Source organism: Streptomyces sp. NBRC 110028 (assembly GCF_001417735.1).
Lineage (GTDB): Bacteria > Actinomycetota > Actinomycetes > Streptomycetales > Streptomycetaceae > Streptomyces.
In genome coordinates, this window is the sequence record NZ_BBUZ01000028.1 from 187,307 (window position 1) to 207,478 (window position 20,172).

The following is a 20,172-nucleotide window of genomic DNA, read 5'->3' on the forward strand; positions in this document are numbered from 1 at the left end:
TGTGGCGATCTTGGACGTACGGCCCCGGCTGCTCGACGCGCTGACCGCACTGCGCGACCGCGTTGACGCCGCACGGTTTCCGCTCCCCCTTCCCGGCGCCGACCGCGCTCGCCGCAGCCGTGCCGAGTTGCTCGCTCAACTGGACGACTACCTCGTGCCCCGGTTGCGCGCCCCCGAAGCACCCCTGCTGGCAGTGATCGGGGGATCGACCGGAGCCGGGAAGTCCACTCTGGTCAATTCGCTGGTCGGACGGCGGGTGACGGAGGCCGGTGTGCTCCGGCCCACGACCCGTACACCGGTACTGGTGTGCCACCCCGACGATCACTCCTGGTTCGCCGGGAAACGGGTGCTGCCCCAGCTCACCAGGGTGTGGGTGCCCGCCCAGGGCGACCGGGCGGAGGGCCTGTACGACGAGGAGGAACGGGCCCGGGAGGGCGACGGGCCCGCCGCGCTGCGGATCGAGACGGATCCGTGGCTCGCCCGGGGGCTCGCGCTGCTCGACGCGCCCGACATCGACTCGCTCGTCGCCCGCAACCGCGATCTGGCCGCCGAGCTGATCTGCGCCGCCGACATCTGGGTGCTGGTCACCACGGCCACCCGCTACGCCGACGCCGTCCCCTGGCATCTGCTGCGGACCGCGAAGGAGTACGACGTGACCCTTGTCACCGTGCTCGACCGGGTGCCGCACCAGGTCGCCGCCGAGGTCTCCCGGCAGTACGCCGCGCTCCTCGACGAGGCCGGGCTCCGCGACGTCCCCCGCTTCACCATCCCCGAGCTGCCCGAGTCGGCGGGCGGCGGCAGCGGCCTGCTCCCGGCCACCGCCGTCGCCGCGCTGCGCGACTGGCTCACCCGGCACGCCCAGGACCCGCAGGCGCGTACCGTCGCCGCCGCCCGCACCGCGGCCGGTGTCCTCGCCTCCCTCCAGTCCCGGATGCCCGCGCTGGCCGGTGCGGCGGCGGCCCAGCACGCCGCGGCGGTGCGGCTGGTCCAGCGGGTCGAGGGGGCGTACACGGAGGCGGCCGAACGGGTGCGGCGGGAGATCGACGCGGGCGCGGCGCTCGCGGGCAGCGCGCTCACCCACTGGCACGGCCAGCCGCACGACAGCACCCCCGGTGAACTTTTCACGGCGCTCACCGACTCCCTCGCCACCCTGCTGCGCAGCGCGGCGGCCGCCGCCGACGAGCGCGTCGCCGAGGCGGGGAGACGGGACCCCGCCGCACGGACCGGGCTCGCCCCGGCCGACGCGCGCGCGGCCGGGGAACGGATCGGCGTGGCGGTACGGCGCTGGCGGCGCTGCGTCGAGGAGCTGGCCGAGGAGGAGACCCGCGCCCACGTCCCCGACGACGGCGGAACCGATGCGTCCGATGAGGTCGCCGCCCTGCTGGTGGCCGCCCTGCTGGGCGGGCGCCGGGCCCGTAAGGCGGGCGAGAAGCTCGCCGAGACACTGGGCGCGCACCGCGCGCTGCGGCTGGGCGACCGCGGCGGACGGCTGCTCGACGGCTGTGTCACGCGTGCCCTGGAGACGGAGCGCGACCGGCGGCTCGCGCCCCTCGACGCCCTCGACGCGACCCCGGACCACCAGGTCCAGCTGATTGCCGCGCTGTCCCTACTGCAGAAGGAGAGGTGACCGAGGTGACGGCCACTGCTGCTGGTCCCGACGGCGGGGATGGAGGCGGGCGCGGGGACGATACGGGTCCCGAGGACGCGGTGCGGGCGCGGCAGACCTGGGACGACGGGCTGATCGCCCGGCGCGCCGGGCGCCGCGCCGCCCGCCGAGTCCCGCGCGCCCCACGGGAGGCGCCCGGCCCGGAGACGGCCCGGACCGCTGAGGGGTACGAGCCGCGGGAGCTGGAGGAGGCGCACGAGCCGCACCGGTCCGGTGAGGTGTATGGGACCGGCCAGCCTTCGTACGACTCCTACGGCTCCCAGGGCCCCGGCGACACCTACAGGACGTACGAGGCCTACGAGGCCTACGAGGCGTACGCGTCGTTCGAGCGGCCCTTCGGGCCCGGCGCCCGCAGCTTCACCGCGGGCAGCCTGCGGCCGCGCCTCGACGCCCTGCGCCAGCTCGTCGGGCTGTCCCGCACCCGGCTGGACGGGCGCACCCTCGCCGGGGCGGGGCGGGTCCTGGACGAGGCCGCCGCGCGCGGACGGCATCCGCTCGGGCACACCGTCGTCGCCCTCGCCGGAGCGACCGGAAGCGGCAAGTCGACACTCTTCAACGCGCTCGCCGGGGCGCCGCTCTCGGAGGCCGGGATCCGCCGGCCGACCACCGCCACGCCGCTCTCCTGCGCTTGGACCGACCACGCCGACGGGCTGCTGGACCGGCTCGGCATCCCGCACGCGGACCGCCGCCGCCCGGCGTATCCGTACGATCCCGCGCTGCGCGGCCTGGTCCTGCTCGACCTGCCCGACCACGACTCGGCCGCCCCGGGACACCGGGACCGGGTGGACCGGCTGCTGGGGCTGGTCGACGCGGTGGTGTGGGTGGTGGATCCCGAGAAGTACGCGGACGCGGTGCTGCACGAGCGCTATCTGCGGCCGCTCGCCGGGTACGCCGAGGTGACCTTCGTCGTCCTCAACCAGGTGGACCGGCTGCCGGGCGACGCCGCCGACCAGGTGCTGGACGACCTGCGGCGGCTGCTGGACGAGGACGGGCTGGCGCTCGGCGAGCACGGGGAGCCGGGCGCGGCGGTGCTCGCCCTGTCCGCGCTCACCGGGGAGGGCGTCGGGGAGCTGCGGGAGATGCTGGGCGGGCTCGCGGCCGAATGCGGCGCGGCGGAGCGACGGCTGGCGGCGGACGTGGACGGCACGACGGCACGGCTGCGGCCGCAGTACGTGGCGGACGGGGCGCCGGTCGGGTTCACCGCCCGGGCGCGGGCGGAGTTCGAGGACCGGCTGGCGGAGGCGGCGGGCGCGGCGGCGGCCGGGCAGGCCGCGGAGCGGGCCTGGCTGCGGGACGCGCGGTGGACGTGCGGCACACCGTGGGGGCGGCTGGTGCGGGGCCGGAGGCCGGCCGGTGGGCGGGCGGAGGGGACGTGGGGTTCGGCGGCCCCGGAGAGTGCGGCGGGATCGGTGTCCTCGCCGGGCGCCGGGCGGTCGGGGACGCGGCGGGATGGCCGCCGGCGGGCGGAGGACGAGCGGGAGGTCCCGGGAGCGCGGGCGAAGGCGGCGGCGATGGAAGCGGTCACGGCCCGGCCCGCGGTGGAGGAGGCCGTGCGCACGCTCGCGGACGAGGCCACGTCCGGGCTGCCCGGGCCCTGGGCCCAGGCGGTGCGGGAGGCGGCGGGCTGGGGCGGCCGGGGACTGCCGGAGGCGGTGGACGAGGCGGTGGCGGCCGCGCGGCGCGGACAGTGCCTGATGCGGCCCGCGTGGTGGTCGGTGGTGGCGGCGACCCAGGTGGTGCTGCTGGTGCTGCAGGTGGTGGGGGCGGTCTGGCTGGTGGGGGCCGTGGCGGGGCTGTTCGGCGGGCCGCGGTGGTGGGCGCCCGCGGTGCTGGTGGCGGGCGCCGCCCTGGCCGGGACGGGGCTGGCGTGGGCGTGCGGGCTGGCGGCGCGGGGACCCGCGCGGCGGTACGGCCGGGCGGCGGAGGCGCGGCTGCGGGACGCGGCGGTGGACTGCGGACGGGCGCGGGTGCTGGGGCCGGTGGGGGCGGAGCTGGCGCGGTACCGGGAGGTGCGGGCGCAGTACGTGATCGCGGCGGGGGAGGGATGAGGTGAGGCGGGCCCGCCGTCCGGCCGCGGTTCACCGGAACGAGGCCGCGGTTCACCGGAACGAGGGAGCGGGTTGTCCACAGCCCGGGGGTTGTGCACAGGGCCCGGCGAGGGGCACCGATCGCGGGCAGCATGGGGGTCAGCGGTCCGGTGGGCCGCCGGGGGAGAGCGGGAGACCGGGGGAGCGGGGCATGAACGAGATCTGGACGACGGTGGTGGGGAACGCCGCGACGCGGCCGGATTTCTGGGAGACGGCGGCCGGGGTCGCGGTGGCCCGGTTCCGGCTGGCGGCGACGGTGCGCCGCTGGGACCGGAAGACCGAGGGGTGGGTGGACGCGTATACGAGCTTCTATACGGTCTGGACCTGGCGGACGCTCGCGGCGAATGTGGCCGCCTCGGTGTCGCTCGGCGAACCGCTGCTGGTCCACGGCACCTTGCGGGTGCGTGAGCGGGAGAAGGACCGGGTGCCGGAGAAGGCGCGGCCGGGCGCGGCGGAGGGGGAGAGCGGCCCCAAGCGGTGGATCACCGCGGAGATCGACGCGGTGGCGGTCGGGCACGATCTCACGCGCGGCACTTCCGCCTTCCGGCGCGTTTCCCAGGCCAAACCCCTCGTGAGCGCACCGACCGGGACAACATCGCCGTGACCAGGGGCGATTTATCGATAATCCCAGGTCATGCGGGGTCTGTGGGGGAGATAACAATTCCGATTCGGATCGGTTGGGGTCAGGTCCAATGGGGAGCGTGCGGCTTTTCGCTCCCTAGGATCCCTGAGTGCCCAACGGGGGTTACCGAGTTTTGAGTTCGCTGGCGAGGCGCACCAACTGACTGGCGCTCGCCCGGAGGGGAAACCATGCTTTCTGTGAAGAGGCGGGGTGCCGCCCGCCTTGCGGCCGCCGTTATGGCGTCAGGGCTGGTCGCCGTGGGCGCGATGGCCGGTGCCGGTCCCGCCGCCGCGGACGACGTGGCTTCGGGAAACGGTGGGGCCACCGCCACGTTGAGCGGCCTCAAGACCTTCGACAGGGCGGTCATTCACGACAAGGGTGACCAGGAAGTCGGCGCCGGTCTTTTCGAGATGGCGGTCGACGACGGCGGCAGTATTCAGACGTACTGCATCGATCTGCACAACCCGACGCAGAGCAAGGCGAAGTACGAAGAGAAGTCCTGGAGTCAGACCTCGCTGGCGAACAACCGCGAAGCGGGCAAAATCAACTGGATTCTGCAGAACTCCTACCCCCAGGTGAACGACCTCGCCGAACTCGCCTCGAAGGCGGGCTCCGGTGCCCTCAACGAGAAGACCGCGGCCGCCGGTACGCAGGTCGCCATCTGGCGCTTCTCCGACCGGGCGAAGGTCGACGCGGTCGACCCGGCGGCCGAGAAGCTCGCCGACTACCTGGAGAAGAGCGCGCGGAACCTGGCCGAGCCCAAGGCCTCGCTGAGCCTCGACCCGCCGGCCGTCTCCGGTAAGGCCGGTGAGCTGCTGGGCCCGGTCACGGTCCGTACCAACGCCGAAAGCGTCACTCTCACCCCGGGCACCGAGGCCGCCGGTTCCGGCGTCAGGCTCGTCGACAAGAGCGGCAAGACGATCACCAGCGCCGCCAACGGTGGCGAGGTCTACGTCGACGTGCCGGCCGACGCGGCCGACGGCTCCGCCTCGCTGACCGCCCAGGCCGCCACGAAGGTTCCGGTCGGCCGCGCGTTCTCCAGCGACACCAAGAGCCAGACCCAGATACTCGCAGGTTCCAGCGAGAGCACCGTCTCCGCCTCGGCCAGCGCCCACTGGGCGGAGAAGGGCGCGGCCCCGGCCGTCACCGCCGAGAAGAACTGCGCCGAGGGCGCCGTGGACGTCACGGCGGCCAACAAGGGTGACGAGGCGTTCACCTTCACGCTGCTGAACCAGAAGTACACGGTCGAGGCCGGTCAGTCGAAGACCGTCAGCGTCCCGGTGAACGAGGACCGCAGCTACGAGTTCCGCGTCCAGGGCCCGAACGGGTTCGGCAAGACCTTCTCCGGCGTCCTCGACTGCAAGATCACGGGCAGCGACAGTGACCTCCCCTCCACCAAGGCGGGCCCGGCGTCGGCCGGCGGTACCGGCGGCGGCGAGATCGTCAGCGGTGACACCACCGCCGTCGACGCCACCGAAGGCGGTGACCTCGCCGAGACCGGCAGCAGCAGCTCCACTCCGCTGATCGCGGGCATCGCCATCGCCCTCGTCGTGGCCGGCGGCGGCGCGATCCTCTTCGTCCGCAAGAAGAAGACTCCCTCGGGCGGGTGACCGCCCGGCGTCGGTGACGCCGAACGACGGACGGAGAGGAAGGGCCGGACCCGGAAAGCAGGGTTCCGGCCCTTCCTGCCGGGGCGGCCGCCCCGGACGGCGGAACAATGGGTTTCCGCCTCGGGGCCGCCGTACGGCAAGATGGGGTGGGGTGTCTCTGCCCTGGACGCGGCGGAGCCCGCATGCACCCATGCGGCGCGGCCGCACATCGATACCTACCAGATTGCCGGACGGTTTCTCTTGGCTGAGTTCATCTACACCATGCGCAAGACGCGCAAGGCGCACGGCGACAAGGTGATCCTCGACGACGTCACGCTGAGCTTCCTGCCCGGCGCGAAGATCGGTGTCGTGGGTCCCAACGGCGCCGGTAAGTCGACGGTGCTGAAGATCATGGCCGGGTTGGAGCAGCCGTCCAACGGCGACGCCTTCCTCTCGCCGGGCTACACCGTCGGCATCCTGCTGCAGGAGCCCCCACTGGACGAGTCCAAGACCGTGCTGGAGAACGTCCAGGACGGCGTGGCGGAGACCAAGGGCAAGCTCGACCGCTTCAACGAGATCGCCGAGCAGATGGCGACCGACTACAGCGACGCGCTGCTCGAGGAGATGGGCAAGCTCCAGGAGGAGCTGGACCACGCCAACGCGTGGGACATGGACGCCCAGCTGGAGCAGGCCATGGACGCCCTCGGCTGCCCGCCCGGCGACTCGCCGGTCACCACCCTCTCCGGTGGTGAGAAGCGCCGGGTCGCGCTCTGCAAGCTGCTGCTGGAGGCCCCCGACCTGCTGCTCCTCGACGAGCCCACCAACCACCTGGACGCCGAGTCGGTCCAGTGGCTGGAGCAGCACCTCGCCAAGTACGCGGGCACCGTCGTGGCCATCACCCACGACCGGTACTTCCTGGACAACGTCGCCGAGTGGATCCTCGAGCTCGACCGCGGCCGCGCCATCGGCTACGAGGGCAACTACTCCACGTACCTGGAGAAGAAGCAGGCCCGCCTCAAGGTCGAGGGGCAGAAGGACGCCAAGCGTCAGAAGCGCCTCAAGGAAGAGCTGGAGTGGGTCCGCTCCAACGCCAAGGGCCGCCAGGCGAAGTCCAAGTCCCGGCTGACCCGCTACGAGGAGATGGCCGCCGAGGCCGAGAAGACCCGGAAGCTGGACTTCGAGGAGATCCAGATCCCGCCGGGCCCGCGCCTGGGCAATGTCGTGGTCGAGGTGGAGAACCTCTCCAAGGCGTTCGGTGAGAAGGTCCTCATCGACGACCTCTCGTTCACCCTGCCGCGCAACGGCATCGTGGGCGTCATCGGCCCCAACGGCGCCGGCAAGACCACGCTCTTCAAGATGATCCAGGGCCTGGAGACCGCGGACGCGGGCAAGATCAAGGTCGGCGACACCGTCAAGATCTCCTACGTCGACCAGAGCCGCGCCAACATCGACCCCAAGAAGACGCTGTGGGCGGTCGTCTCCGACGAGCTCGACTACATCAACGTCGGCCAGGTCGAGATGCCCTCCCGCGCCTACGTCTCCGCCTTCGGCTTCAAGGGCCCGGACCAGCAGAAGCCCGCCGGGGTGCTCTCCGGCGGTGAGCGCAACCGCCTCAACCTCGCGCTCACCCTCAAGCAGGGCGGCAACCTGCTGCTCCTCGACGAGCCGACCAACGACCTCGACGTCGAGACCCTGTCCTCCCTGGAGAACGCGCTGCTGGACTTCCCCGGCTGCGCCGTGGTCGTCTCCCACGACCGCTGGTTCCTCGACCGCGTCGCCACCCACATCCTGGCGTACGAGGGCAACTCCAAGTGGTTCTGGTTCGAGGGCAACTTCGAGTCGTACGAGAAGAACAAGATCGAGCGGCTCGGCCCGGACGCCGCCCGTCCGCACCGCGCCACCTACAAGAAGCTCACCCGGGGCTGAGGGGAATGGCCCGGCACATCTACTCCTGCCCCCTGCGCTGGTCCGACATGGACGCGTTCGGCCACGTCAACAACGTGGTCTTCCTCCGCTATCTGGAGGAGGCGCGCGTCGACTTCATGTGGCGGCTGGCGCCGGGGAACGGAAGCGACGCGTTCACCGGCGGGGTGGTCGTGGCCCGGCACGAGATCGACTATCTGAAGCCCCTCGTCCACCGGCACGCGCCGGTGACCATCGAGACCTGGGCGACGGAGATCCGCGCCTCCTACATCACCCTCCGCTACGAGATCAAGGACGAGGAGACGGTGTACGTGCGGGCCGCCACCCGCATCGTCCCCTTCGACCTCGCAGCGGGCAGGCCGCGGCGGGTCACCTCCGAGGAGGAGAGCTTCCTGACCGACTACCTGGAGCCCGAGCCCGGCACCCGGCAAGCGGCCAGGAAGGCATCCGGGAAGTCCGCCGAGGGGGCCGTCAGGGTATGACGGCCTCCCGGCACGAGCTGCACTTCGCCGACGCCGGAGAGGCGGCCGATCTCGCCGCCTTCCTGGCCCGGCTGATCCACTACGACCGCGCCGCGGCGGTGCGGCTGCAGGCGGGCGGCGGGGTGCTGGCCGTCTTCGGCCGGCCGCCGTCCTTCGAGGTGCTGGCCATCCGTACGGCACGGCTGGAAGCCGTCGTCACCGCGGGCGTCACGGACGCCGGGACCCCCGGCGGGCCGGGGGCGCTGGACACCACCGTCTCTGCCGGTCAGTTCGCCGACGCGCTGGACGCGGCGGGCTCCGGCCGGACGGCGCCGGGCGCGTCCGGTGGGCTCACCGTCGCCGTGCCCGACGCCGTCACCGGCCCGCCCTGGGCCGGGCTGCTGCCGCCGCGCGGCGGCTGGCGCCGGGTCCCCGGGCTGCCCGGCGCGGACGAGGCGCGCAGGGCGGTCGCGGCCGCGGTCGCCGAGTTCCGGGCCCGCGACGAGGCGCTTCCCGAGGAGCGCCGTACGCGCGCGGAGCGCGACCGCATCGGCCACGAGATCTGGTCCCGCACCCTCGGGGACACCGGGCTGCCGCTGCGCGCCGTGCACGCCGCCCAGTCGCTGGGCTTCCTGCGCCCCGCCGCGGCGGGCGCGCCCGCCGCCACCGGCTCCGCCCGCGGAGCCACCGCCCTCGCCCCGGCGGCCGAACCGCCGGCCCTGCTCGCCGCGGGCGGCTGGCTGCGGCTGCGCACCCCGTACGGCTCGATCGCGGTGCGTACGTCGGGGCTGCTCGGGCTGTCGGTGACGCCCGCGTAGGTCCTGCCCGGCGGGCGTCCGGGGTGCGGTCTCAGCCCTCCGTGTTGATCATGGAGGCGGCCGCGTAGGTGAGGTAGTTCCACAGCTGGCGCTCCAGGTCGGGCGCCAGCTCCAGTTCGTCCACCGCGTCCCGCATATGGCGCAGCCAGGCGTCATGGGCCGCCCGGTTCACGGTGAACGGCGCGTGGCGCATGCGCAGCCGCGGATGGCCGCGGTTGTCGCTGTAGGTGCGGGGCCCGCCCCAGTACTGCATGAGGAAGAGCACCAGCCGCTCCTCCGCCGGGCCCAGATCGTCCTCGGGGTACATCGGCCGGAGCAGCGGGTCCTCCGCGACCCCCTGGTAGAAGCGTCGAACCAGGCGCCGGAAGGTCTGCTCGCCGCCGACCAACTCGTAGAAGGTCTGCTCCTGAAGTGTGCCGCGCGGAATGTCTTTCACGCCTCCATGCTCTCAGACCGCCCGGCCCGGGTAAGGGGGCGTGGGGCATGCCCTGCCCGGCGGCCGGAGGTAGCGGGCCGGGGGCGGGCGCAGGACAGTGGAGGCATGGGTGGCGCGGGCGTGACGGAGACCGGCGGCGGGCGCGGACGTACGGGCGACGGGCCCGACCCGTACGCCGAGGCGGCCGCCGTGGCGCGGGCCGGGCTCGTCCGGGAGATCACGGCGGGCGGCGGGCTGACCGACCCGCGGTGGCGGGCGGCGTTCGAGGAGGTGCCGCGCCATCTTTTCGTGCCCTATTACTACGAAGCGGGTGAGGCGGACGAGGTGGGCGGCGAGAGCGGGGCGGCGCTCACCACGCGGCTGTGGCGGGACGACCGGAACCCGCTGCGCCGGGCCCGCTGGCTGGCCGGGGCGTACGCCGACGCGCCCCTCGCGACGCGGGTGCGCGACGGCGAGCTGATCTCCTCCAGCAGCCAGCCGTCCCTGATGGCGCGGATGCTCGACGCGCTGCGGGTGCGCGACGGGGACCGGGTGCTGGAGATCGGCGCGGGCAGCGGCTACAACGCGGCGCTGCTCGCCCATCGGCTCGGCGACGCCCGGGTGACGACCGTCGATCTCGATCCGGAGATCACCGAGGCCGCCCGCAGGCATCTCGCCGCGGCCGGATTCCGTCCGGCGGTCATCACCGGTGACGGGGCGCGCGGCTGTCCCGCCCGTGCCCCCTACGACCGGATCATCGCGACGTGCGCGGTGCCGTCCGTACCGTCCGCGTGGCTCGGGCAGTGCCGGCCCGGGGCGCTGGTGCTGATGCCGCTGGCCACCGGGCTGGTGCTGCTGCGGATGCGCGGCGACCGGCACGCGGAGGGCCGCTTTCTGACCACGCCCGCCTACTTCGTCCCGCTGCGCGGCAGCGGGCCGCCGGGCCCGGTGCCCACGCACGGGCTGCCGTCGTGGCCGCTGCTGGACGAGTCGTTCCGCTTCCTGCTGCACGTGGCCGCGGGCCGGCTGGAGCCGGTCGAGGCGCTGGCGCTGTGGGAGCACGAGGGCAGGCCGGGGCGCGAGCGCTACGGGGTGACGGTGCGGGGCGAGCGGCAGTGGGCCTGGCTGGACGACGCGGAGGGCCCGTACGCCTGGCCGCTGGGCGCGGAGCGCACCTGACAGAGCCCGGCCGACGGGGACCGGGCCGGGGCGGAGCGCCCCGGCCCGGGTGCCAGTCCCAGTCCTAGGGGGTGTCTTGTGGGTCAGGCCGGATCAGCGAGCGGCGTCTGGTGCAGGGGGCACCTCCCAGCGGTAGCCGGGGGAGGCTCAACCCGGGTGAGGAGAGCGCGGCGGCGCTGTGTGCGACGAGCGCGGGGCCGCGAGGTGCCACCCGCCGCGGCAGCGGCTGATGTCACAGCGGGCGTCGGGAGCCCGGCATGATCGGCAAGGCACCCCCTAGCCGCGGCGGACGGTGATCGTCGTCCAGGCACCGACGTGCACGCGGTCGCCCTCCTGGAGCGGGATCGGAACGTACGGCTGGATCGGCTCCTCGCCGCCGTTGATCGTCGTGCCGTTCGTCGAATCCTGGTCGACCACCGCCCAGCCGCCGTCCGGCTGCTGGACGAGGACCGCGTGCTGGTGCGAGACGCCCGGGTCCTCGGGCGCGCGCCCGAGGTCGATGTCGGGGGCCTCGCCCGTGCTGTGGCGGCGGCGGCCGATGGTGATCTGCTGGCGGCCGCTGAGCGGCAGCTGCTGCTCGGGGGAGTACGCCGGGAGGTTCAGCCCGGCGGCCTCCGGGCCGCTGCGGTTCATCATCGCCATGAAGTAGTCACGGTCCGGCGCGACGACCGCGACCCAGTTCGCGGGCCCGGCCGGGGGTGGGGGCGTATGTCCTCCGCCCTGGCCGTACGGACCGGGCGGCGGGGGCGCGCCGGGACCCTGGTACGCCTCGTTGCCGTAGGACGGGGCCGGGGGAGCCGGCGGCTGCGGCGCCTGGGGGTAGCCGTAGCCGTAACCCTGCTGCTGCGGCGGGGCCGGAGCCGGGGGCGGCGGGGCGGCGCCCGCGGACGCCTGCGGCGGTGCCAGTGGCCAGTCGTCCTCCGCGGCGCCGAAGGCCGGGCCGGAGGGCTGGTTCGGGTCCGACGGGGACAGCGGCTCGGCCGGGCGGTTGATCTGGGACGGGCGCGAGGCCTGGTAGTCGCCGCCGTGCGTCTGGGGCGGCGGCTGCTGGCCGTGCGGCGGCAGCGGCTGCCCGTGCGACGGTTGTCCGGGTGACGGCGGGCCCTGCGGCGGCTGCCCGTGCGGCTGCGGCGGCCCGGGCGGCGGCGGGAAGCCGCCCTGTCCGGGGGGTGGCGGAGCGTACGAGGTGGGCTGCTGCGTCAGGAAGTTGTAGCGGCACTCCTCGCAGAACGGCGCCTGCGCCTCACGCGGCGTACGGCACTGCGGGCACACCTCCGGCTGGTAGGCGGCGCCCGGCTGCGGCGGGGCCGGATAGCCGTACCCGCCCGGGGGCGTGCCGGGCGGGGGCGGCGGGCCGCCCGGGGCCGGGTAGCCATAGCCGGCGGGGCCGCCCGGCATCGGAGGGGGCGGAGGCGGCGGGACGGGACCGGAGGGCATGGGCGTCCCCGACATCCGGTGGCCACACACCTCGCACCAGTCGTCGGCCGCCGATTGGTGGCCGTTAGGGCAAGTCGGCATGTCGGTGATCCCCCTCTTGTGCCGTTCTTGGCATTTCTGCCGTAACGCGATCTTTTTCTGCTATTTCTTGACGCGAACTGTCTTGGTTGACCGGGTTTCGAGTGTCATCTCGTCCGCCTCCGCGACCTTCGCTTTCAGTCGCACAGTACCTGTCGCCGCATCGACGACGTCCACCACCTTCGCAAGCAGTTTCGCCGTTTCCCTGTTCCCCGAGGCGTTCGCCAGCTGTACGGCCCGTCCCAGCTTGGCGGTCGCTCCCTCGGTATCGCCGGACTTGCGCGCATCCATGCCCTGTTGGATGGCCTGTGCCAGTTCGGCTTGACCCGTGTAGTGCGCGACCTCTGGATTCATCGAGGTCGAGGTGGCCATGTCGGCGGTCCACACGGCCCGGACGAGCCCCTGGGCCAGCGGGGGCGGCGGGCCCTGGCCATCCGGCTGCGGCAGGACGAGGGAGACCCGGGCCGCGAGCATTTCCTGGCCGATTTCCGCCGCCGGAACCCGCAGAGACACGTGGTAATCGCGGGATTCGTCCCCCCACGACCCGGTCGGGTAGTCACCGGAGCGCGGTCCGGCCCCGGCGCGCCGCCCGGTCAGGTCCTCGACCGTGGGTGCGACCTGTTTCACGTACAGCACCTCGGCACCCGCCGGGGTCCACAGCCGCAGATGGACGTCCGCGACCTCCTTCCGCATGGCCGTAGCCATCATGCGTGTGAAGTCCGCGGACAATTCGGCCGGATTCGCCACGATATCGGCCGTCCCGAGCAAGGCGGAGGCGATGCCGGTGACCTCCTTGACCTCCCAGTCCGTGCCGACCCCGCGGGCGTCGCAGGTGAAGCGGCCCGCGCAGGCGTCGAGCGCGGCCCGCAGCTCCTCCGGCTTCTCGTGCTCGTTGCGGCCGTCGGTGAGCAGGATGCCGTGCCGGATCGAGACATCGGCGGCCCCCAGCAGCCGGTCGGCGAGCCTCAGCCAGGTGCCGATCGCCGTGCCGCCGCCCGTGACGAGCCCGCGCACCGCGTCCTTGGCCTCGGCGCGGGTGACCGGATCAGCGGTCGCCAGATGCCCGTTGCCCGGATAGACCTCGACCGCCTTGTGGGTGCCCGCGATCACGGCGAAGGCGACCCCGTCGCGCACCGTGTCGATCGCGGCGGCGGTCGCCTCCCGGGCGTGCCGCATCTTCGTCGGCGGATAGTCCATGGAACCGGAGCAGTCCAACATGATCACCACGGCCGCGCCGCCGCCCCCGGCGTACCCGCCCGGGGCCGGCGAAGGAAGCGGGGGGCGGCATCCCTCCGGTCGTCCCGCCGCCGGTCGAGGTGACCGTGACGATCGCGTTGACCTCACGGCCTCCCTCCGGGAGGTACTCGTTCTGATAGACGTCGACCGAGAACCGCGGCGCGTGGGACTTGGAGAAATTGGCCATCTGATCCGCTCCTTGGCGCTCCACAGGGACGTTCGGGCGTCGCGGCGTGCCGCGAGAGCGTGGGCGATGATGGCGCGCGGCTACCGCCCCCGGGCCGGAGCCCGTCCCCCTCGGGCCGTCAGGCGGATCCTGCCCCTCCCGGCGCGGCGGGGAACGGCACCACGGCCACTGTTACGTTGTCGTGGCCCCCGCCGTTGAGGGCGTGGCCCACCAGAACCCGCGCGCTCTGCAGCGGCCGGGCCCGGGCGTCCGGCGGCACCGCGCGGGCCATCTCCTCCGCCGATTCGGCGTAGTTCCACAGCCCGTCGGTGCACACCACCACGACCCCCGGCCGGTCGGGCTTGAACGAGGCGGCGTGCGGCTCCAGTTCATAGGCGTCCGCCCCGAGCCAGCCGGTGATGGCGTGCGCCCGCTCGTCCGCGTACGCCTCGGCCTCCGACATCAGCCCCGCCGCCACCATCTGGGCCGCCCACGAGTCGTCCTCGGTGAGCCGGGAGGGCTGGGTCGTACGGTCGTCGGGCACCCAGTAGACGCGGCTGTCGCCGATCCAGCCGACGGTGAGCAGGTCGCCGGTGACGACGGCGCTGACGATGGTGCAGGCCGGAGCGTTCTGATGGCGCTGCTGGGGCTCCTCGTGCGGGACCGGCGCGCCGGCTTCCATGGCGAGCGCGGTGACCGCGTCGGCGGCGGCCACGATCGCCTCCTTCATGGCCTGCCGGGGGTGGGCGCCGCGGGGGAGCGAGGTGAGCAGCGACACTTCCGCCGCGTGGGCGGCCGCGGCTGACGCGTCGTCGGGGCGGGTGGCCGAGGAGACCCCGTCGCAGACCACCGCGACGACGGCCGGTGAGCCGTCCTGGAGCGCCACCGTGGCCACGGAGAACGCGTCCTCGTTGCGGTGGTGGCGCAGCCCGCGGTCACTGGCCGCGGCGACGCCCGCCAACTCCCGCTCCATATGGTCGCGCTCACGCGCTTGCGCGTGCCCGCAGTGCTCGCAGTATCCGTCCCTGTCGATGGTGCCCTCCTGGCACGCGGCGCACCGGGGGCGGCTGTCGCCGCCGGGCAGCCGGGGGTCAGCCCCGGTGCCGGTGCCCGCGCTCGTTGCCGTGCCTGTGCTGGTGCTGGTGTGCGTCCGAGTGTGCGGGTGCGGGCCGGCGGACGCGCCGGCGGGGGTGGTCGGCTGCGCGCCGGGCGCCGCGGGGCCCGGCGGTGTCGGGGCGTCGAGGGCCGCCGCGGCCCGCGGGTCGGCCACCGGTGCCGGGGCCGCCAGCCGGTAGTCCTCCGGCTCCTGCCGCGCGGACGGCACGGCCGCCGGCACTTCGGCCCCGCACCCGCCACAGTAGTTGTCTCCCGCCTCCAGCGGCTCTGCACAGGTCGGGCAGGCTGACAGCTGGGGCAGCTGCGGCATCTGCGACATCGATCACACCCACGTCCTGGGGCGGTAGCGGTTGGCCCGCTCCACCAGTTCGATCCTCTCCTCGCCGCGCTGCGCGAGCCTGGCGAGTACCCGGTACGAGCGCTCGAGTCCGAACCGCAGCCCGCGCTCGTCCAGGCTGCTGCCGAGCAGCGGCGGCCGGGTCTGGCCCGGCGGCGCGCCGCTGCTGCCGGACAGTACCCAATCCAGCGCACTGCCCAGGACTTCCGTGCACAGCCGCTCGCGCCGCACCGCGTCGAGGCCGAACTCTCCCAGCCGCTCCACCTGGAGGGCGGCCGCCGTCAGATCGGCCAGCAGCGCCTCCCGCGCGGCGCGCTGGCGCAGCCGGGCCCGCACCGCGGCGACCCGGGCCGCCGTGTAGTGGATCGACGACTCCGGGACCGACTCCAGCACCCGCACCGCGTCCGCCCGGTCCCCGGAGCACAGCCGCACCCGGGCCAGCCCGAAGGCGGCGCTCACGAAGCTCGGATCGGTCGCCCACACGAGCCGGTAGTACTCCGCCGCGTTGTCCAGCTGGCCCAGCACCTCGGCGCAGACGCCGAGCGCCAGCTTCGCCGCGGGCTCCCCGGGGAACGCGTCGTAGACGGCGTCGAACGACAGCGCGGCCGTCTCGTGGTCACCGATGGCCAGCGCGTGCACCCCCCGATACCAGACGATCCGCCAGTCGTCGCGGAACGCGGCCTCCAGACCGGTCAGCGCGACACCCGCCTCATGCGCCTGCCCCAGCTCCAGCAGGGCGCGCACCCCGCGCAGCCGCAGCTCGGGCGAGTCGAAGGGCGCGGTGTGCAGCGCCGCGCCGACCTCGGCGGGCGGGGCGGACAGCAGCCCGGCCAGAAACCCGGCGTTGGGGTCCGACGGATCCACCAGCGGCACGGGCAGGGCGAGCGCGGTCGCCCGGGTGTCCAGCGGTGCGATCGCGGGCAACGCCAGGACCGGTGGGCCCTGCGCCGGTACGGGGCCGCTCGGCGGCGCGCCCCGGCCCGCCGCCCGCCCGCCCAGCAGGGACGGGTCCTGGCCGTGCTCGGCGAACAGCACCGTGTCCACCACGCGGGTCTCCGGCCCGAAGAGAGTCGACAGCGCGGGCCGGGGCCGCCCGGTCTGCAGCGCCACGGCCTCCCGCAGCACACCGGTCAGCTGGTCGGCCATCTCCCGCGCGCAGGAGAACCGGCGCCCCGGGTCGGGGTCGGTGGCCCGCACCAGCAGCCGGTAGAAGGACTCGTACCGCCGGAAGACCTCGATGTGCTCGGGGTCCGGGAGGCTGTCCACGAAGACGTTCGTATAGCCCTGGAAGTCGAAGGTGAGCACCGCGAGCGTGCGCGCCACCGTGTACAGGTCGGAGGCGACCGAGGGGCCCTGCTCCGCGACCTCCGGGGCCTGGTAGCCGACCGTGCCGTAGATGGCGCTGTCCACGTCGTCCATCCGCCGGACCGCGCCCATGTCGATGAGCTTGAGCTGGTCCTGCTGCTGTATGGCGTTGTCGACCTTGAAGTCGCAGTAGAGCAGATTGCGGCTGTGCAGATGGCCCAGGGCCTCCAGAGCCTCGATCCCGTACGCGCACGCCTGCTCGACCGGCAGCGGATCGCGCCTGCCGTCCGGGGCGCGCCGCTCGTTGGCGATGTCCTTGAGGGACTTGCCGCCGACGTACTCCATGACGATGTAGCCGTCGAGACTGCCGGTGTTCTGGTCCAGGTGCTCGACGAAGTTGTAGATCCGGACGATGTTGGAGTGCTCGATCTCGGCGAGGAAGCGGCGCTCGGAGACGGCGGCCGCCAGCGCCTCCTCGTCGCCGGTGTCCAGCAGGCCCTTGAGCACCACCCAGCGGTCCGACACCGCGCGGTCGATGGCCAGATAGATCCAGCCGAGCCCGCCGTGCGCCAGACAGCCCGCCACCTCGTACTGCCCGTGCACGATGTCGCCGGGACCGAGCTTCGGCACGAACGAGTAGGGGTGACCGCACTTGGTGCAGAAGCCCTCGGTGCGGCCCGGCCGGTCGCCGCGGGCGCGGCCCACCGGCGCCCCGCAGTCGCCCCGGCTGCAAAAGCGCTTCCGCTCCGGCACCTCGGGGTTGGCCAGCACCGCCGAACGCGGATCGGGACGCGGCACTCCGGGGACGCTGACCAGGCCCGCGCCCAGCGCGTTCCGCCCCGAGGCGGACGAGGAGGGGCCGGAGCCGCGCACCGTGACCGAACGCGAGGAGCGCCCGGAGACGGAGCGGGACAGCCGTCCGGACACCGAGCGCCGGGCCGACGACGATCGAGACGGCCGGGACGCGCCCGAGGAGCGGGACGATGACGAGGCCGAGGCACGGCCCTCGCCGCCCTCGCCGACTCCGCCGCCCGCGACGCCGGTGGGCGGCGAACTCACCATGCCCTGTGGGGAGACCACCGGGGCCATCCCACAGGTGTCGCAGTACAGCTCGCCGCCGCCCACGTCCTCGTACGCCCCGCCGCACTCGCGCCGCTGGCAGGTGACGACGTCACTCATAGCGCTCCCCCTCACCGCCGTGATCGGCGGGGTCCTGCTGCCGGGGCGCGAACGCCTCGGCGGCCGCCCGTTGATAGCGCAGGACCGCCTGCTCGGCGGCGCGCAGATCGCACGGGGCGCTCCACAGCATCCGGCGCGCCATGTCATACCGCTCCACCAGCAGCGGATCCTCCGCCATACCGTGCCGGGCGACCTTCGCCTTGTACGCGTCCAGCCGGCCGCGAAGCTCTGCGCGGACCGCGAGCGGTGCGGTCACCGCCGTCAACGACTCGCGGGCGCGCAGCAGTTCGTCGTCGGCGCGCTGCTCCAGGCTGTCCAGCAGCGGGGAGAGCCGGTGCCACTGGGAGCGGCGGCGGTAGTCGGCGGCCGCGACCAGCTGCTCGTGCAGCGCGGTCGGCGGGCCGCTGACCGCGGGCACCTCGGACGCCGCGATCTTCGCCAGCACCTCACCGCGCGCCTGCCGGGCCTCCGCGAGGGTGCGATCGGCGCGGGAGAGCACATCGCGCAGCCGCATCAGACGCCGCTCGGCGTCCTGCCGGACGTCCAGGACGGCCTCGATCTCGCGCCGCACGTCGTCCAGGGCGCGGGCGGCGCGGTCGTAGCGGACGGTGTCGGGGCTGCCGCCGCCGGGCGCCGAACTCCCGGCGGCGGGTTTCCAGAAGGCCAGCGGATCGGAGACCACCTCGGCGCGCAGCGCGGTCAGCTCGGCGGTGATCTGCTCCAGATCGTCTCCCGAGGGGTGCTCCCCGGGCCGCACCCCGACCGAGTGGGCGAGCGAACGGGTGCGGTGCAGCTCGGCGGAGAGCATGTCGATCCGGGCGGGCAACGCGGACCACACGGCGTCGGCCGTGACGATGACGTCCAGCGCCTCGGCATACCAGCGGTTCATCCGGTCGGTCAGCTGCTCCAGGCTCAACTGCTCGCTGAGCAGCGGCGTGCCGGTGAGCGTGGCGGTGCTGGGCAGGGTGATACCGGGGCCGCGCAGCAGCTCGGTCAGCTCGGCCAGCTCGCCCGGGGTGGACCAGCGGTGCCGGGAGCGCACCTCGCGGGCCCGCTGGAGGGCGTCCGTGTAGGCGTCGAAATAACTCCACAGCAGGGAGATGGCCTGTTCGGTGGTGGCCCACCGGTCCTTGGTGACGCCGGCCAGCTCGGCACCCTCGAGCAGCCTTCTGCCCGCGTGATCCTGGAGGGCGAGCAGCGACGTCTCGATCGCCTCGTGCTCGGCGCCGAGCCTCGCCAGCGCACGGTCCACCTCTTCGCGGCCCATGGCCGGCCCCTCGGGTGTCCCCGTGGAGCCGGGGAAGGGTCCCGGGACCTCCATCGATCACCTCTCCGAGTCCGTGTCCGTATCCGTCAGGCGTGATCCGTCTGCTGCCGACATCCCTACGCGCGGGGACCGGGCGCTAATCCTTGCCGGTCCCTCAACCCTTGGCCCTTCTCACTGGGCCCTTCGGCCTTGGCCCCTCGGTTCTTGGCCCCGTCAATCCTTGGCCCCCCTCAATCCTTGTACAGGGGATCCGGAGGTGCCGGGTTCCGCTGTGTCCTGCCGAAATCCTCCGCGAGCCAGGTGCGGTAGGCGCGCTGCCAGGGGCTGTCGGCGCCACCTCTGCGGTAGTCCTCCAGGACCTTGTTGACCCGGCGTACCAGGTCGTCGTCCTTCTTATTCATCGCCACGCCGTACAGCTCGTCGGTGAATCGGGGGCCGACCAGCTTGACGGAGGGGTCCTGGGCGGCCTGGCCCGCCGCCAGCGCGTTGTCCGTGATCACCGCGTCCACCTGCCCCATCTGCAGTCTGACCAGGCAGTCCAGCTGGTTGGGAACGGGCTTCACCTTGATCGCCCCGAGCGCCTTGGCGCCCTTTTCCGGGTCGTCCAGCACGGCCTCGGCGGTCGAACCCTGCGCCGTGCAGACCCTCTTGCCGCGCAGGGTCGTGTTGTAGCCGGTGATGGACGAGGTGTCGGGGGCCAGCACCTGCTGTCCGGCCTGGAAATAGGCGGTGGAGAACGCCACGTCCTTGATCCGGTCGCAGTTGATGGTCATGGTGCGCACCACGATGTCCACCTTGTGCTGCTGGAGGGCCTTGATGCGCTGGTTGGTCGGGATGGTCCGGTAGATGACGGCGTCCGGATCGCCGAAGATGTCCTTGGCGATCGCGCGCACGAGGTCGATGTCGAACCCGGTCAGCTCGCCGGTGGCCGGGTCGCGATAGCCCCAGCGGTAGCTGTTCTGGTCGACGCCCGCGATCAGCTTGCCGACCTTGTGCCCATGGATCCTCCGGTCCTTGATCCGCTCGATGGCCTTACCGCTCGCGCTCGACGGCCGCAGGCTCGCCTCCGGCTTCTCACAGTCCTCCGCCGCCGTCTCGGACCCGGCGCCCAGGGTGTGCGGACCCAGGCGGGAGCTGTCGGACGGCCGGGGCTGCCGGGCCTCACCCCCGCCGTCCACCAGCGCGGGCCCCACGATGGCCGTGGTCACCCCGAGGGCGCACACCACCGCGGCGAGGCCCGATCGCAGTCGTGCCGATCGCAGTCGTGCCGGTCGCATGTCTCTGCCCCCCA

At 73.6% G+C, this 20,172-nt stretch carries 14 protein-coding genes and 1 pseudogene; 8 read left to right on the forward strand and 7 right to left on the reverse strand.

What is annotated here, in order from left to right; all coding sequences use genetic code 11:
* Positions 1–10: 10 nt before the first annotated feature.
* The 7 genes from ASC60_RS20025 (at position 11) to ASC60_RS20055 (ending at position 9,166) form a co-directional block, all read left to right on the forward strand.
* Positions 11–1,627: a dynamin family protein gene (locus tag ASC60_RS20025; RefSeq protein ID WP_055552782.1), complete on the forward strand. Its 1,617-nt coding sequence runs from the start codon at positions 11–13 to the stop codon at positions 1,625–1,627.
* The gene (locus ASC60_RS20030) at positions 1,624–3,714 is read left to right on the forward strand and encodes a GTPase (protein WP_107097120.1); all 2,091 of its coding nucleotides are present in this window, start codon (positions 1,624–1,626) and stop codon (positions 3,712–3,714) included. Before ASC60_RS20025 ends, ASC60_RS20030 begins: the two co-directional genes overlap by 4 nt.
* A gap of 190 nt (positions 3,715–3,904) precedes the next feature.
* A complete protein-coding gene (locus ASC60_RS20035; RefSeq protein WP_055552784.1) occupies positions 3,905–4,357 on the forward strand; it encodes a single-stranded DNA-binding protein in 453 nt (150 codons plus the stop codon).
* Positions 4,358–4,563: 206 nt separating this feature from the next.
* A complete protein-coding gene (locus tag ASC60_RS20040) occupies positions 4,564–5,985 on the forward strand; it encodes a Cys-Gln thioester bond-forming surface protein (protein WP_079038497.1) in 1,422 nt (473 codons plus the stop codon).
* Between the two features lie 240 nt (positions 5,986–6,225).
* Positions 6,226–7,890, forward strand: a complete 1,665-nt coding sequence (gene ettA, locus ASC60_RS20045) for an energy-dependent translational throttle protein EttA (protein WP_055552787.1) — start codon at positions 6,226–6,228, stop codon at positions 7,888–7,890.
* A 5-nt stretch (positions 7,891–7,895) separates the two neighbouring features.
* The gene (locus tag ASC60_RS20050; protein ID WP_055552789.1) at positions 7,896–8,369 is read left to right on the forward strand and encodes a thioesterase family protein; all 474 of its coding nucleotides are present in this window, start codon (positions 7,896–7,898) and stop codon (positions 8,367–8,369) included.
* Positions 8,366–9,166, forward strand: coding sequence for a hypothetical protein (locus ASC60_RS20055; protein WP_055552791.1), 801 nt, complete (start codon positions 8,366–8,368; stop codon positions 9,164–9,166). Before ASC60_RS20050 ends, ASC60_RS20055 begins: the two co-directional genes overlap by 4 nt.
* A 31-nt stretch (positions 9,167–9,197) precedes the next feature.
* On the opposite strand, the gene ASC60_RS20060 is transcribed toward ASC60_RS20055, so the two are convergent.
* Positions 9,198–9,602 carry a globin gene (locus ASC60_RS20060; RefSeq protein ID WP_055552793.1) on the reverse strand — a complete coding sequence of 135 codons (405 nt, stop codon included), beginning with the start codon at positions 9,600–9,602 and terminating at the stop codon, positions 9,198–9,200.
* Between the two features lie 105 nt (positions 9,603–9,707).
* Between ASC60_RS20060 and ASC60_RS20065 the strand changes: the two genes are divergently transcribed.
* Positions 9,708–10,760, forward strand: a complete 1,053-nt coding sequence (locus ASC60_RS20065) for a methyltransferase domain-containing protein (RefSeq protein WP_055552795.1) — start codon at positions 9,708–9,710, stop codon at positions 10,758–10,760.
* Positions 10,761–11,036: 276 nt separating this feature from the next.
* Here ASC60_RS20065 and ASC60_RS20070 read toward each other — a convergent pair whose 3' ends face one another.
* The 6 genes and pseudogenes from ASC60_RS20070 to ASC60_RS20095 form a co-directional block, all read right to left on the reverse strand.
* Entirely contained in the window at positions 11,037–12,278 is a 1,242-nt protein-coding gene (locus ASC60_RS20070; RefSeq protein ID WP_055552797.1) for an FHA domain-containing protein, read from the reverse strand.
* 60 nt (positions 12,279–12,338) lie between these two features.
* Positions 12,339–13,698 (reverse strand): annotated as a pseudogene (locus ASC60_RS20075) (VWA domain-containing protein).
* A 118-nt stretch (positions 13,699–13,816) separates the two neighbouring features.
* On the reverse strand, positions 13,817–15,112 hold the full coding sequence (locus ASC60_RS20080; RefSeq protein WP_055552799.1) for a PP2C family serine/threonine-protein phosphatase: 1,296 nt from the start codon (positions 15,110–15,112) through the stop codon (positions 13,817–13,819).
* Between the two features lie 3 nt (positions 15,113–15,115).
* Positions 15,116–17,614 (reverse strand): serine/threonine-protein kinase, encoded by a 2,499-nt coding sequence (locus tag ASC60_RS20085; RefSeq protein WP_079038498.1) that lies wholly within the window; start codon positions 17,612–17,614, stop codon positions 15,116–15,118.
* Positions 17,607–18,935 (reverse strand): hypothetical protein, encoded by a 1,329-nt coding sequence (locus ASC60_RS20090; RefSeq protein ID WP_055552801.1) that lies wholly within the window; start codon positions 18,933–18,935, stop codon positions 17,607–17,609. The genes ASC60_RS20085 and ASC60_RS20090 overlap by 8 nt, the downstream gene beginning before the upstream one ends.
* Before the next feature lie 176 nt (positions 18,936–19,111).
* Positions 19,112–20,158, reverse strand: a complete 1,047-nt coding sequence (locus tag ASC60_RS20095; RefSeq protein ID WP_055552802.1) for a glutamate ABC transporter substrate-binding protein — start codon at positions 20,156–20,158, stop codon at positions 19,112–19,114.
* Positions 20,159–20,172: the final 14 nt, after the last annotated feature.